This window comes from Francisella opportunistica (assembly GCF_003347135.1).
Classification (GTDB): domain Bacteria; phylum Pseudomonadota; class Gammaproteobacteria; order Francisellales; family Francisellaceae; genus Francisella; species Francisella opportunistica.
On the sequence record NZ_CP022377.1, the window covers coordinates 465,555 to 480,929 of the forward strand.

Genomic DNA, 15,375 nt, shown 5'->3' on the forward strand with positions numbered 1-15,375 from the left:
AAATGCTCTTCATACTGACTTTGAGATTAATTTTGATTAGTTTACTTTAGAGTCGATATAGTCGTAAACATCTTTAACAGTTCTGATTTTCTCACCATCTTCATCTGGAATCTCAGTATCAAATTCTTCTTCTAGAGCCATTACAAGTTCAACTGTATCTAGAGAGTCAGCACCTAAATCATCAATGAAAGAAGCTTCTGGTTTTAGATCTTCTTCTTTAACACCTAGTTGCTCAACTATGATAGAGTTTACTTTAGCATATACTTCATTTGCGCTCATGTTTTTTTCCTTCTTATTTTGTTTTGAAAAATTAAAAACCTTATTCATGTCCAATAATATTATTTTTTAATCGTTTTTGCAATAATTTTGCAAAATTTAAACCATATACATACCACCATTAACATGAAGTGTTTGACCTGTGATATATTTCGCCTCTTCAGAAGCTAAGAAAGCTACAGCTGCAGCAATATCTTTTGGCTCCCCCATCTGTCCTGAAGGTATCTTAGTAGCGATAAAAGATTTCTGCTCATCAGTTAGTTTATCAGTCATATCTGTAGCTATAAATCCAGGCGCTACAACGTTCACTGTGATGTTACGGCTAGCAACTTCATAAGCAAGAGATTTTGAGAAACCTATTACACCTGCTTTAGCTGCACAGTAGTTAGTTTGACCTGGGTTACCAGCTGATCCAACTACAGAACCTATAGATATGATCCTTCCCCATCTTTTCTTCATCATACCGCGTACGCACTCTTTTGACATACGAAATATTGAGCTTAGATTAGTATTTATAACTGATTGCCATTCATCTTCTGACATTCTCATCATTAAGTTATCACGAGTGATACCAGCGTTATTAACTAGGATGTCTATTGCTAGGTTCTCAGTTTTTATTTCAGCAAAGAAGTTTTGAATACTTTCAATATCTGAAATATTTAAGACTAATCCTTTTGCCTTAAAACCTTTTTCTTTCATTGAGTTTTCAAATTTTGCCGCAGAAGCTTGGCTAGTTGCAGTACCTATTATAGTAGCGCCTTTGCTTGCTAATGCATGAGCAACTTCAAAACCTATACCTCTACTTGCACCCGTGACCAGAGCAACTTTTTCATTCAAAGACATTTATTATCTCCTTTTAAATATTTTCTAAACTATCAACACTGTTTGTATCTTTTATAACTAGTGATTTATCTATTCTTTTGATTAGTCCAGATAAAACCTTGTTAGGACCACATTCAATAACTTCTGTGACTCCAAGTTTGACAAGCTCTTCGACAGATTGTGTCCAAAGTACTGGCTTGTATAGTTGTTTAATAACTGCTGTTTTTATTTCTATTGGATTTGCATGTGATTTAGCATCAAAATTTTGTACAACAGCAGTAATAGGCTCTTTGAACTCTACCTTATTTAACTCGGCTTCAAACTTATCTGCAGCATCTTTCATTAAAGAGCAGTGTGAAGGTACACTAACAGCAAGTATCTGAGCACGTTTTGCACCTTTTTCTTTAGCTATTGTATTAGCTTTCTCAACAGCTGCTTTTTCACCAGAGATAACAACTTGCCCTGTTGAGTTAAAGTTTGCAGCTTCAACAATACCAGCATCAGCTGCTTGTTGACAACACTTAATTACATCCTCATTAGATAAACCTAGAATAGCACTCATAGCACATTCTTTATCAGTAACAGCATTTTGCATTAATTTGCCGCGTGTAGAAACAAGTTGTAAAGCGTCTTTGTATGAAATGCACCCAGCTGCAAGAAGTGCAGTGTATTCACCTAAGCTATGTCCAGCAAAGTACGCTACTTTTAAGTCTGGTTTTTGCTTTTTTAAGACTTCATATATGGCATAACTAGTTGCAAGTAATGCTGGCTGAGTAAACTCCGTTTTATTTAGAGTTTCTTCATCATTTTGAATAATATTCCACAAGTCATAACCAAGATGTTGTTTAGCTTCATCGATTATGTTTTTAAAAGTTTCAAAATTTTCATAATAATCTTGAAGCATCCCTAGTTTTTGTGAACCCTGACCAGGGAAAACCACAGCTATTTTTGACATAATAATCCTCCTTTTATGATATTTAAAAATAATAATTTTATAAAAGATTATATCTTTGCGATAAAACCACCCCAGACAAATCCAGCTCCGAATGCTTCAGAGATTATTGTATCGCCAGGCTTGATTTGATTTGTTTTTACAGCATGATCTAAAGCTAATGGGATAGAGGCTGCTGATGTGTTGCCATGATCTTGTAATGTTGTGACTACCTTAGACATTGGCATATCAATTTTTTTGGCAGTTGAGTTTAGTATCCTATAGTTTGCTTGGTGAGGTACAAGCCAATCAATATCACTAGCTTTTATTCCTGCCTCTTGTATCAGCTCATCAGCTAATGAAGACAGTCTTGAAACAGCAAATTTGAAAACCTTATTACCTTCCATTATTAAGTAAGGATCAATATTTATACTTTGCCCTCTTGAAGTTGGTAAATTATTTGGAATATTAAGCATATCCAAACATGAGCCATCTGTGAAAAGTAAAGATGATAATATCTTTTTCTCTTGGCTGGTTGAGATTACAACAGCACCAGCACCATCACCGAAAAGTACGCATGTTGAGCGATCATTCCAATCTAAGACGCGCGTCATTTTTTCAGCGCCGATTACAAGAATATTCTTTGAAATTTCGGTTTCTATGTATTGTTTAGCGATATCTAGAGCATAAACAAAACCACTACAAGCAGCTGAAACATCAAAACAGCGCACTTTGAAATTATCTAATTCCAGGTTCTGATGAATCATCGAGGCGGTAGAGGGCATTATGAAATCAGGGGTACTTGTTGCGACAATTATTGTGTCAATATCATTAGCGGTTAGTTGTGCGGCTTCAAGAGCTCTTTTAGCTGCTTGTGTAGCCATATAGCTTGTTGTCTCTGTTTCATTAGCGCAATGACGTCTTTCTATACCAACTCTTTGTTTGATCCACTCATCTGAAGTATCAACAAATTTACTTATATCTTCATTAGTTAAGATTTTTTCAGGCAAGTAACTTCCTGTACCTAGTATTTGTGCAAACATTATATAGCTATACCTACTTTAAATTATGATTAACAACAAAAAACCATAAGCTTTCGCCTATGGCTTGATATTTATTGTAGCATGAATAAAAAAGATTAAAGAACTTTTTCTAAAGATTCTTGAATTGTTTTAGGAATATTATACTTAATTTCTTTGATAGCTTCATAGATAGCAGTCTCAAAAGCATTAGCACTTGCACCACCGTGACTTTTAACCACTATACCAGTTAAGCCTAATAATGATGCACCATTGAAGCTATCAAGATTCATACCTTTTTTCATTTTTTTGAATATTGGTAATGCCATTATTATAGGAATTTTCATTAGCCAAGAGCTTTCTTGTATTGTCTTTTTAATAAGAGATTCTATAAGTCTTAGGCTTCCTTCCATTGTTTTTAGAGAAACATTGCCAACAAAGCCATCACAGACTATTACATCAGTGGTATCATCAAAAATATATTTACCTTCAATATAGCCATTATAATTAATAAAATCGCAACCTTGTAATAACTTTGCCGCATTTTTGATATTATCTAGACCTTTCATTTCTTCTTCACCGATGTTTAATAATGAAACTCTAGGTTCAGCAATACCTTTTGAACTTGCTGCTAGTATTGATCCCATGATTGCAAACTGAAAAAGTTGTTCTGATGTACAAACCACATTTGCACCAAGGTCAAGCATATAAGTTTTACTAAGCTGTTTAGTTTCTCTATTGAATGCAGGTAACGCATAAACAATAGCAGGGCGATCAACACCATTAATAGTTTTTAATACAAATTTTGATGTAGCCATTAGCGCACCAGTGTTACCAGCACTAACACAGGCATCAACAGTGCCATCTTTGACAAGGTTAATAGCTACGCGCATAGAAGAATCTTTTTTCTTTCTGACAGCAATAGATGGTGATTCATCCATACCAACTGTCTCACTAGCATGATGAATAGCTATTCTTTGTAAAACTGGTAGTTTTATTTTCTTAACTTTTGAATACCTGTCTAAAGCTCTTTTAACTTTATGATGATCTCCAACTAGTACTATTTGTAAATTAGAGTCTTTTTTTACTGCTTCAAGAGCTGCTGGGATAGTAGTATTTAAACCATGATCTCCACCCATCGCATCTATAGATATTTTGTAACCCATAATAGATAAAACTTCCTATATACATTGTCTATTGCTCATCATTAATAGTTTCACTATCATTTTGATAAGCTGATTAAAAGAGTTGATGGGAAATATTAGTCTTCTGATTTAGTCTCTACTACTTTTCTACCCTTATAGAAACCATTAGGTGATACATGATGTCTTAAGTGTAGTTCACCTGTTGATTTATCAGTAGATAGTGTAGGAGTTGTTAAAGAGTCGTGAGATCTTCTCATGTCTCTCTTTGATCTGCTTTTTTTGGTTTGTTGTACAGCCATTTTAGATAACCTCTTAGTGTTTTAAATAAGTCTAAATCAGTATGTTACTTGAGTGTTTTAAGAATTTCAAAAGGATTCTTTTTCTCTTGTATAACATTTTCTTGCTCGCTATAGTATGAATGTTTTTTTGTATTTTTACAAGTGCTTGTGTCTTTTTTTGGTATTAAAGGTAGGTTTAAAAGTACCTCTTCTTTAATTATATCTTTTAAATCAATGATGACGCTTTTACATATAAATGGCTCATAAAGACTATCTTCTACTAGTCTGTCATCTTCAGTAATTATTATAGTGTTTGATATATCAAAATCAAGATCAAATATTTCTAAAGAATCTTGGCAAATAAGTTGTAATGTGCTTTTTAGGGAGTATTTAATACAGGCATGATTTTTTTCTTCAAAAAAAGAGAATGAACATACAAATGTGTGAGGAGTAGCTGTGATGAAATCAGAAATTTTATCAAGATGCTCAATAGTTACCTCGACATTTTCTAATTCTCTTTTTTGCTTAGCATATATTGAGTAATTTACCTGGCTGTGCTTACCTTTCATCTTTGATGTTGCTGACAGATTTTGTTAGTAATATTATTGTATATACATTTCTTGTTTTATGAAAGCCTCTACGGTATCATCATACTAGTTATAATTTTTATAAAAATTGACAATCACATAACTAAGGGTTAAATACTAATGTCTTTATCTATTCCGCGCGAGTTTTCAAACGCTATAAGGTTTTTATCTATTGATGCGACACTTAAGGCTAAATCAGGACATCCTGGAATGCCTATGGGTATGGCTGATATTGCCACAGTGCTGTGGACAAAGTTTCTTAAACACAATCCTAACAATCCACATTGGGTAAATAGAGATAGATTTGTTCTTTCAAATGGACACGGCTCAATGCTTTTATATTCTTTATTACATCTAACTGGATATAAAGTGACTATTGAAGATATTAAAAATTTTAGGCAGTTGCATTCAAAAACTCCGGGACACCCTGAGTATGGCTACACACCAGGAGTTGAGACAACAACTGGCCCGCTAGGTCAAGGAGTGGCAAATGCTGTTGGTATGGCTTTAGGTGAAAAATTGTTATCACAAAGATATAATACAACAGATTTAAAAGTTATAGATCATCATACTTATGTATTTTTAGGTGATGGTTGTTTAATGGAAGGAGTTTCGCATGAGGCATGTTCATTAGCGGGAACTTTAGGACTAAACAAATTAGTAGCATTTTGGGATGATAATAATATTTCAATAGATGGTGATACTAGAGGTTGGTTTAGTGATAATACGCCTGAAAGATTTAGGGCGTATGGTTGGCATGTTATAGAAAATGTAGATGGTCATGATTTTGCTGCGATAGAAAAAGCTATAAATGAAGCTCATGCACAGCAGCAAAAACCGACATTAATTTGTTGTAAAACTGTAATTGGTTTTGGCTCACCTGAGAAAGCTGGGACTGCTTCTGTGCATGGCTCACCTTTAAGTGAGCAAGAAAGGGCTTCAGCTGCTAAAGAGCTTAACTGGAATTATCAAGCTTTTGAAATACCTCAAGATGTTTACAAATACTGGGATGCTCAGGAAAAGGGACGAGCTTTAGAGGCAAATTGGCAAAAGCAATGGAATTTATTTGCAGATAATCCTAAGTTTAAAGAGTTTGAAAGAATTTTAAACAAAGAGTTACCTATCGAATTAGAAGATACTATTAATAACTATATAGCTTCGCAATTGAGTAATCCTGTTAAAGTAGCAACACGTAAAGCTTCACAAATGGCACTTGAAGTCTTGTGTAAGAATATGCCAGAGATGTTTGGTGGATCAGCGGATTTGACAGGCTCAAATAACACTAATTGGAGTGGTTCAGTTTGGTTGAATAATACTCAAGAAGGCGCAAATTATCTTTCTTATGGTGTTAGAGAATTTGGTATGGCTGCAATAATGAACGGTCTAAGTCTTTATGGTGGTATCAAACCTTATGGCGGCACATTCTTAGTATTTAGTGATTACTCGAGAAATGCTATAAGAATGTCAGCATTGATGAAGCAGCCTGTGGTACATGTGATGTCACACGACTCTATCGGTTTAGGTGAGGATGGACCAACACACCAACCTATAGAGCATATTCCAAGCTTAAGACTTATACCTAATCTTAATGTGTGGCGACCTGCTGATGCGGTGGAGACAATGATAGCATGGCATCAAGCGGTAAAATCAAAAGATACTCCAAGCGTAATGGTATTAACGCGTCAAAACTTAATGCCAATAGTACAGTCACAGCATCAAGTTGCAAATATTGCTAAAGGTGGCTATCTAGTTAAAGAGCATGCTGACGCTAAGTTAACTATTGTTGCGACAGGATCTGAAGTTGAGCTTGCTGTCAATACAGTTAGTGAATTTGAAAAGAAAGGTATAAAGATAAATATTGCTTCTATACCGTGTGTAGAAGTTTTTGCTACTCAAACTCAAGAGTATAAAAAATCAGTAATAAAAGCTGATATTCCCGCAGTTTTTGTAGAAATGGCACAACCTGATACATGGTATAAGTATATGCCAAAAGCTGGAGGAGAAGTAAAAGGAATCTATAGCTTTGGTGAATCGGCACCAGCTGAAGATTTATTTAAGCATTTTGGATTTACTGTAGAAAATATTAGCAATATTGTTGCTAAATATGTGTAATAACTTTCGCAAGATAATATCTTAAGGAGATTAAAATGAGAGTTGCAATTAATGGTTTCGGTAGAATTGGTCGTTTAGCATTTCGTCAAATGTTTGGTAAAGATAACATTGAGATTGTAGCGATTAATGATTTAACAAATCCAAAGATGTTAGCACACTTATTGAAATATGATTCTGCTCAAGGTAGATTCTCAAAAGCAGCTGTAACAACAGCAAAAGAAAACTCTATAGTTGTAGGTGGTAAAGAAATAAAAATATATGCTGAAGCAGATGCTACTAAATTACCTTGGGGTGAATTAGGTGTTGATGTTGTATTAGAGTGTACTGGTTTTTATGCTACAAAAGCTAAATCACAAGCTCATATAGATGCTGGTGCTAAAAAAGTAGTGATTTCTGCTCCAGCTGGAAATGATCTTCCAACCGTTGTTTATAATGTTAACCATGATATTTTAAAAGCAGAAGACAAAGTAATTTCTGCAGCCTCATGCACGACAAATTGTTTAGCACCGATGGCAAAAACTCTTCATCAATTAGCAAACATTGAGAAAGGGTTTATGACAACTATTCATGCTTACACTGGTGATCAAAATACCCTAGATGGTCCACATAGAAAAGATGACCTGCGCCGTGCTCGTGCTGCTGCTGTGAATATCGTACCAAACTCAACTGGTGCTGCTAAAGCTATTGGACTGGTAATTCCTGAACTAGCTGGTAAATTAGATGGAGCGGCACAAAGAGTACCTGTGGCTACTGGTTCGCTAACAGAATTGGTAGCAGTAGTATCTAAAAATGTCACAGCAGAAGAAGTTAATGCTGCTATGAAGGCTGCTGCAAATGAATCATTTGGTTATACAGAAGAAGAGCTAGTGTCTAGTGATATCATAGGGATCTCTGAAGGTTCATTATTCGATGCAACTCAAACTAAAGTTACTTCACTAGGTGATAAGTCTCTAGTTAAAGTGATATCTTGGTATGATAATGAGATGTCTTATACAAATCAAATGGTTAGAGTAGTAGAGTACTTCGGAGCTCTATAAACACTATAGGTGATATAAATGAGTTTTCTAACATTAAAAGATGTTGATTTAAAAGCTAAGAAAGTTCTTGTTCGTGTTGATTTTAATGTACCTGTTAAAGATGGTAAGGTTACAAGTAAGGTTAGAATTGAGGCGGCTATTCCGACTATTCAATATATTTTAGATCAAGGTGGTGCAGTCATCTTAATGTCTCACCTTGGGCGTCCTGTTGAAGGTGAGTGCGATCCACAGTTTTCTCTAGAGCCAGTAGCAGAAGCTTTGTCTCAAATTATCAATAAGCCGGTTAAGTTTGCTAAAGACTGGTTAGATGGTGTTGATGTTAAAGCTGGTGAAATTGTTATGTGTGAAAATGTACGCTTTAACAACGGTGAGAAAAAATCAGCTGAAGATTTATCTAAAAAGATTGCAAGCTTAGGCGATGTCTTTGTAATGGATGCCTTTGCTACAGCACATAGGGCACAAGCTTCTACTTACGGTGTGGCTAAATATATACCAGTTGCCTGTGCCGGAATACTACTAACTAATGAAATCCGAGCGCTAGAAAAAGCTTTGAAATCGCCTAAAAAACCAATGGCGGCAATAGTTGGGGGATCTAAGGTTTCAACTAAGCTATCAGTGTTGCATAACCTTCTTGATAAGGTTGAGATTCTTATTGTTGGTGGTGGTATTGCCAATACTTTCATAAAAGCAGAAGGGTATAATGTTGGTAATTCATTATATGAACAAGATCTTGTCGCTGAAGCAAGAGATATTTTAGCCAAAGCTAAAAATCTAGGAGTTAATATTCCTGTACCAGTTGATGTAAGAGTAGCTAAGGAATTTAGTGAAAATGCAGCGGCTGTCACTAAAAAAGTCTCTGATGTTGCTGCTGATGAGATAATTTTAGATATAGGTCCAATAACTGAAAAGAATATTGCTGAACTGCTAAAATCAGCAAATACTATCTTATGGAATGGTCCTGTTGGAGTATTTGAGTTTGATAATTTTGCCGCAGGAACAAAGGCTTTATCTTTGGCTATAGCACAGTCGGGTGCTTTTTCAGTAGCTGGTGGTGGTGATACTATTGCTGCGATAGAAAAATTTGGCATCAAAGATCAAGTTTCTTATATATCAACAGCTGGTGGAGCATTCCTAGAGTTTCTTGAGGGTAAAAAATTACCAGCTGTAGAGGTACTTAAAGAAAAAGCAGCTAGGTAATTTAGGATAAATTATATGAGAAGAACGAAAATTTTAGCTACTCTTGGTCCTGCAAGTGAGTCAAGAGAAGCTTTAACAGAAATGATTAGAGCTGGAGTTAACGCAGTCAGATGTAATTTCTCACACGGCTCTGCTGAAGATCATCGTAAGCGAGTTGAGCTGATTCGTCAGATTGCTAAAGAGCAAGATACTTATGTTGGTATATTAGCTGATCTACAGGGACCAAAAATTAGATTATCAAAATTTAAAAATGGTTCTGTAGCGATTAAAAAAGGTCAAAAGTTTACACTTGATGCTGATCTTGGAGTTGGTGATGGTGATGAGAATAATGTAGGTATTGACTATAAGGAGCTCATTCAGGATGTAAAAAAAGGCGATATACTACTTGTAGATGATGGCAAAATTGTCTTAGAAGTTGACTCTGTAAAAGGAAACAAAGCAGTCACTAAAGTTGTGGTTGGTGGTAAAGTTTCTAACAATAAAGGTATCAATAAGAAAGGTGGTGGACTTACAGCACCTGCTCTTACTGAGAAAGACAAAGAAGATATAAAAATAGCAGCAATGCTGCAAGTGGATTTCTTGGCAGTATCATTTGTCAGAGATGGTAAGGATATGGAGTATGCGCGTCAGCTTGTCCATGAAGCTGGTTGGAAGCCTGCTATGGTGGCTAAAATTGAGCGAGCAGAAGCTGTATTAGAAGATAATCTTAAGAGTATCATTGATGCTTCTGATCTTGTAATGGTGGCGCGTGGTGATTTGGCTGTTGAAATTGGTGATGAGAATGTGCCAACTGTACAGAAGCTTATCATTAGTACAGCTAGAAGAAATGAAAAAGGCTCTATTACAGCAACACAAATGATGGAATCGATGATAGAAAACTCATCACCAACTCGTGCTGAAGCCTCTGATGTTGCCAATGCTGTATTCGATGGTACAGATGCTGTGATGTTGTCAGCTGAAACAGCAGTGGGTAAATATCCTGTTGAGACAATTTCTGCGATGTCAAGAATATGTGAGTCAGCTGAGAGAAGTAAGTATACACATATTTCTAAAAAGCAAAAGATAGCTGATTGTGATAGGATTGATCACGCGGTATCTGTTGCAGCAGTTAAAATCGCTAATGATATTGGTGCAAAAGGATTAATTGTTTTGACTGAAGGTGGTAATACTTCACGCTGGATGTCACGTATCAATACTGATTTACCTATTTTTGCATTATCGCGAAATGCTACAACTTTAGGTGCTATGACTTTATTTAGAGGGGTGGTACCAATATATTTTGATTCAACTAGGATGTCTAAACTATATGTAAATAGATCAGCTTCTATGGAACTAGAAGACAGGAAGCTAGCTAAAAATGGTGATATTTTTGTTCTTACTAGTGGCGATAGTATGGGTGTTCATGGGAGCACTAATAAGATTAAAGTAATAATTGCAGGTCAGGTAAGATAAGGAGATAATATAATGGCTTTAGTTTCATTACGTCAACTATTGGATCATGCTGCTGAGCATGGTTATGGATTACCAGCTTTTAATGTCAATAATCTTGAGCAGGTTAGGGCTGTTATGGAAGCTGCAGATAAGGTTAATTCACCGGTTATTTTACAAGGTTCTGCTGGTGCAAGAAAGTATGCAGGTGCGTCTTTTATTAGACATTTGGTTTTAGCTGCGATAGAAGAATATCCGCATATACCAGTGTGTATGCACCAAGATCATGGTACATCTCCATCAGTTTGCCAAAGATCTATACAACTAGGCTTTTCATCAGTAATGATGGATGGTTCTTTAAAATCAGATGGCAAAACTCCATCGGATTACGAGTATAATGTCAATGTTACAAAAACTGTATCTGAAATGGCTCATGCTTGTGGTGTATCAGTTGAGGGTGAGCTAGGTTGTCTTGGTTCATTAGAAACAGGTCAAGCTGGTGAAGAAGACGGAGTTGGTGCTGAAGGTACTTTAACCATGGATCAGTTACTTACAGATCCGGAAGAAGCAAGTGACTTTGTTAGAAAAACTAAAGTCGATGCTTTAGCTATAGCTATTGGTACTTCTCATGGTGCTTACAAATTCACTAAGCCACCTACAGGTGATGTATTATCTATAAAAAGAGTAAAAGAAATTCATGCGCGAATTCCTCATACTCATTTAGTAATGCACGGCTCATCTTCTGTGCCACAAGACTGGCTAGAAGTTATTAACACTTATGGCGGTGCTATGGGAGAGACTTATGGTGTGCCCGTAGAAGAAATCGTTGAGGCTATTAAGTATGGTGTACGTAAGGTAAATATTGATACAGACCTACGTATGGCTGCAACTGGTGCTGTGAGAAGATTTTTAGCTGAGAACCCGGCTGAATTTGATCCGCGTAAATATAATGCAGTAGCTAAAACAGCAATGTCAGAAATTTGCAAAGCTAGATATGAAGCATTTGGTAGTGCTGGTATGGCTAGTAAGATCAAGCCTATTTCACTTGAGGCAATGTTCCAGCGCTATGAGAGTGGTGAACTAGACCCAGTTGTTAAATAAGCAACCTTTCAAAAATTTAAATAACAGAGTTTAGCTACTTTTTTTGCACTGTTGCTATTTAACAACTGATTAAGCTTTTAAAATCTTATGATAATTAAAGGAATGAGGAATAGCTAGAACCTGTTGTTGAGAGTTTTCTTAACAACCATTTTTATAAGTTATACATTTTAATAAAGCTTGCGATTACTCCATTAGTCCAGCCAAAACCATCCTGGACTATATACTCTCCACCACCTGCTTTTTTTTCTGGGTTTATTACATCATATTTTTCACGGATTTTTCCAGTTTGTTTAAACTTTGCATTAACAGTATTTATAAACCTTTTTGCAATAGTCTTTGCAAGTCTATCAAAGCCATAGTTTCTTAAACCTATGACAGCTTCAAAATGTAAGGGTGCCCAGCCGTTTGGAGAATCCCATTGTTGTGCTGTATTTGTAAGAGTCGTAATAAGTCCATATTCGGTTAGAAAGTCACTTTTTATTAGCTTAGCAACTTTCTCAGCTTGTTGATTTGTTGCAATATTTAGAAATAAAGGTGTTATTCCTGCTAAGCTTATGGTTTTAGATAATTTATTAGTTATATGATTTATATCGTAGAAAAATTCTTTTTTATAACACCAAAACTTAGTTTGGATTAAATTTTTTCGATGCTCTGCTAGAGTTAAATATTTCTCAGCTTTTTGTTGCTTTGAGATTTCAGTTAGCCATTTTCCAAGTGAATTTTCTAAACCGTATAAATAACAATTTAAATCAACAGGTAGAATATCTATTGTTTGAATTGTACTAAAATCATCTTTCTGGGCAAACCACCTACTAGAAAAATCCCATCCTGATTCGCAAGCTGCACGAATATTACGGTAGAATTTAGATTTATTTTCTATATCTTTAGCATGCTCAATATCTTCTCTGTAAGATTCAGGTCTTGGTGTATCTGATTCGTCCCAGTATCTATTTAGTCCATTTATATTTCTTTTGGTATTCATCCAAAATGAATACTCTTTTTCTAGAATTGGTAAATACTTTTTGATAGCAGATATTCCTAATTCTTTATATAAAATATTAACAATTAGATAGAATAAAGGTGGTTGCGAACGGGTTAGATAATATTTTCTATTAGCATTTGGTACAAATCCTAATTTATTTATAAGGTAAGCAAAGTTATCAGCTATATCTTGGATTATTTGAATTTCACTATCAGCTTGTAGACCTTCACAAGTAAAGTAGCAGTCCCAATAGTAAACCTCTCTAAACCTGCCTCCGGGAACTATATAGGATTTAGGTAAATATATAAGAGAGCTTAAAGAATTTTGTTTATCAGATGATTGGTATAAAAAACGCCACATTTGTTTTATATGCTGTTGCAAATATCTTTTATTTGTATTATCAAACGTTCTTTCTAAAACAGGAGGGTCAAAGTTTTTTTCAATGAAAGACTTAAGATTAAAATTTCTTGCTTTTTTTATTTTTTTATAATTATCGAGAATTTCATTAGGACATTTTTTTGGAGTCATATCAACAAAATATTTTGAATCTTCAAAACATGGCTGAAGTTGTACTGCTTCAAAAAGTTCACCTGATAATTGTATTAATGGTTTTTGATTATTAGACATTTTTTTTGTTTTCATTGTAGTTTAGCTCGAGGTAATAACAATGTTAAAAAAGCAATTATTTTAGATCTAATAGTACTGCTGCCTAAGGCGGAAAATATAATGATTAGGAAATTAAAGGCAAATTGCAAATTTTCCGATTTATTACTAAAAATACTAGGGTATGCAGAAATTTTGATTAGAGTAAAAACTGCATCAATTAGAATAGACGATATCTCACCAGTTAAAAAACTATTTAAAACAGCCATGATAATGCAGCCTATAGTAATTACAGCTAATCTTATATGTGAAAGAACATATACAAAAAAAGACACTCCTGCAGTAGCCAGATACTTAGAAGCTTCCAAAATGCTAATACTGATTTCTGTAACTTGATAATAAATAACAAAATGCAATACAGCTACGCCAACATTATTGAGCAAAATAGCATTGATAAACAAAATAAGAAATAGAGAAAAATTTAATTGAAAATAATTCATGTTTAAAAAAACAATATAATATTAAGTTATTATTTTAGGGATATCAATGTGTATAAACAAGTAAAACTCCAGCTAGTTTTTATGACTTGTAAAATATATCATACACTTAATTAGATTATATTTTATAGGAGGAGTTTACCAAGTGGAAGATTATAAGTATTGTGTTGGTGTCATGTCTGGGACATCGTTAGATGGTATAGATGTAGCACTATGTAAAATAAAAGGTTGTAGCTTAGAAACTGATATTAAATTAGTGAATTTTAAAACATATCCATATCCTGATGATGTTCTTAAAGACATTAAAAAAGCAATCAATTTAGAGAGTAGTAATTCTCAGTTGTTATGTAGTCTTAATTTTAAACTCGGTATTGAATACGCTAGTGCAGTAAAAAAAATAGTAGAAGCTAATCGTATGAGCTTAAAAGATATCGCGTTTATAGCTAGCCATGGACAGACTATTTATCATCAGGCAAAGAATAATGGGAACTTTATTAAATCTTCGTTACAGTTAGGTGATGCTGCAACTATTGCTTACGAATGTCAAACAACAGTAGTGTCAAATTTTCGCGCTGGCGACATAGCTGCTGGAGGTGATGGTGCACCACTTGTTCCTTACGTTGACTACCTATTATATAGAAATAACAACAAATCACGAGCTTTGCATAATATAGGTGGAATAGCTAACATGACTATCATTCCAAAAAATGCAAATATTGATGACATATATGCTTTTGATACTGGACCTGGAAATATGATGATAAATAGAGCAGTAGAGATCTTGTTTAATAAAGACTATGATAAAGATGGTGACATTGCTGCAAAAGGTAGAGTTATTCCTGATATGTTACAAGAGCTTCTAGAAAATCAATATTTAGAGCTAAAACCTCCAAAAACTACTGGTAGGGAGCTGTTTGGAACTGAGTATACAGATATTATTATAAATAAATATAAAAGTAATAGGCCTGAGGACATTGTTCATACTTTAACAATCTTTACTGCCGAGAGTATTGCTATCTCATATAAAAAGTTTGTTTTTGGCAAATATAAACTAGATCAAATTATATTCGCAGGTGGCGGAGCATATAATAAGTTCTTAATAAAAGCTATTTCAGATTTAGTTAATGTTGAGGTTTTAACATTTGAAGATATTGGTGAGAGTAGTAATGCAAAAGAGGCTATAGCCTTTGCTGTATTAGGTAATGAAACTCTTCATAAAAACTATAATAATATACCATCTGCAACCGGAGCAAAAAGTAGAGTTATATTAGGCCAGATAAATTTTTATTAAATAAGAATCATTTTTAATGGAAAAACGCTGTAAAATAGGTTTAAATAAATATAGAGTTCATGTAAGAAT

At 34.5% G+C, this 15,375-nt stretch carries 15 protein-coding genes; 7 read left to right on the forward strand and 8 right to left on the reverse strand.

Annotated features, from left to right (window positions below; translation table 11 throughout):
- Positions 1–36: 36 nt before the first annotated feature.
- From acpP to CGC45_RS02325, 7 genes are all read right to left on the reverse strand, one after another.
- A complete protein-coding gene (acpP, locus tag CGC45_RS02295) occupies positions 37–279 on the reverse strand; it encodes an acyl carrier protein (protein ID WP_114702020.1) in 243 nt (80 codons plus the stop codon).
- A 96-nt stretch (positions 280–375) separates the two neighbouring features.
- On the reverse strand, positions 376–1,119 hold the full coding sequence (fabG, locus tag CGC45_RS02300; protein WP_071628776.1) for a 3-oxoacyl-ACP reductase FabG: 744 nt from the start codon (positions 1,117–1,119) through the stop codon (positions 376–378).
- Between the two features lie 13 nt (positions 1,120–1,132).
- Complete coding sequence (fabD, locus tag CGC45_RS02305) at positions 1,133–2,053, reverse strand: ACP S-malonyltransferase (RefSeq protein ID WP_071628777.1); 921 nt, start codon at positions 2,051–2,053, stop codon at positions 1,133–1,135.
- Positions 2,054–2,100: 47 nt separating this feature from the next.
- Positions 2,101–3,072, reverse strand: a complete 972-nt coding sequence (locus CGC45_RS02310) for a beta-ketoacyl-ACP synthase III (RefSeq protein WP_071628778.1) — start codon at positions 3,070–3,072, stop codon at positions 2,101–2,103.
- A gap of 95 nt (positions 3,073–3,167) precedes the next feature.
- Positions 3,168–4,214 carry a phosphate acyltransferase PlsX gene (gene plsX / locus CGC45_RS02315; protein WP_071628779.1) on the reverse strand — a complete coding sequence of 349 codons (1,047 nt, stop codon included), beginning with the start codon at positions 4,212–4,214 and terminating at the stop codon, positions 3,168–3,170.
- Between the two features lie 95 nt (positions 4,215–4,309).
- The gene (gene rpmF, locus CGC45_RS02320; protein ID WP_071628780.1) at positions 4,310–4,492 is read right to left on the reverse strand and encodes a 50S ribosomal protein L32; all 183 of its coding nucleotides are present in this window, start codon (positions 4,490–4,492) and stop codon (positions 4,310–4,312) included.
- A 44-nt stretch (positions 4,493–4,536) separates the two neighbouring features.
- Entirely contained in the window at positions 4,537–5,040 is a 504-nt protein-coding gene (locus CGC45_RS02325) for a YceD family protein (RefSeq protein WP_071628781.1), read from the reverse strand.
- Positions 5,041–5,178: 138 nt separating this feature from the next.
- Between CGC45_RS02325 and tkt the strand changes: the two genes are divergently transcribed.
- The 5 genes from tkt to fba are packed head-to-tail and all read left to right on the forward strand — an operon-like array spanning position 5,179 to position 11,933.
- On the forward strand, positions 5,179–7,170 hold the full coding sequence (gene tkt / locus CGC45_RS02330; RefSeq protein WP_071628782.1) for a transketolase: 1,992 nt from the start codon (positions 5,179–5,181) through the stop codon (positions 7,168–7,170).
- A 35-nt stretch (positions 7,171–7,205) separates the two neighbouring features.
- Complete coding sequence (gene gap / locus CGC45_RS02335) at positions 7,206–8,207, forward strand: type I glyceraldehyde-3-phosphate dehydrogenase (RefSeq protein WP_071628783.1); 1,002 nt, start codon at positions 7,206–7,208, stop codon at positions 8,205–8,207.
- Positions 8,208–8,225: 18 nt separating this feature from the next.
- Positions 8,226–9,404, forward strand: a complete 1,179-nt coding sequence (locus CGC45_RS02340) for a phosphoglycerate kinase (RefSeq protein ID WP_071628784.1) — start codon at positions 8,226–8,228, stop codon at positions 9,402–9,404.
- Between the two features lie 15 nt (positions 9,405–9,419).
- Positions 9,420–10,856: a pyruvate kinase gene (gene pyk / locus CGC45_RS02345; RefSeq protein WP_071628785.1), complete on the forward strand. Its 1,437-nt coding sequence runs from the start codon at positions 9,420–9,422 to the stop codon at positions 10,854–10,856.
- 12 nt (positions 10,857–10,868) lie between these two features.
- Positions 10,869–11,933 (forward strand): class II fructose-bisphosphate aldolase, encoded by a 1,065-nt coding sequence (fba, locus tag CGC45_RS02350; RefSeq protein ID WP_071628786.1) that lies wholly within the window; start codon positions 10,869–10,871, stop codon positions 11,931–11,933.
- Between the two features lie 151 nt (positions 11,934–12,084).
- On the opposite strand, the gene CGC45_RS02355 is transcribed toward fba, so the two are convergent.
- Positions 12,085–13,542: a trehalase family glycosidase gene (locus CGC45_RS02355; RefSeq protein WP_071629951.1), complete on the reverse strand. Its 1,458-nt coding sequence runs from the start codon at positions 13,540–13,542 to the stop codon at positions 12,085–12,087.
- A 99-nt stretch (positions 13,543–13,641) separates the two neighbouring features.
- On the opposite strand from CGC45_RS02355, the gene CGC45_RS08990 reads away from it, so the two are divergent.
- Positions 13,642–13,914, forward strand: a complete 273-nt coding sequence (locus CGC45_RS08990) for a hypothetical protein (protein WP_162790233.1) — start codon at positions 13,642–13,644, stop codon at positions 13,912–13,914.
- Between the two features lie 276 nt (positions 13,915–14,190).
- On the forward strand, positions 14,191–15,306 hold the full coding sequence (gene anmK, locus CGC45_RS02365) for an anhydro-N-acetylmuramic acid kinase AnmK (RefSeq protein ID WP_232310114.1): 1,116 nt from the start codon (positions 14,191–14,193) through the stop codon (positions 15,304–15,306).
- Positions 15,307–15,375: the final 69 nt, after the last annotated feature.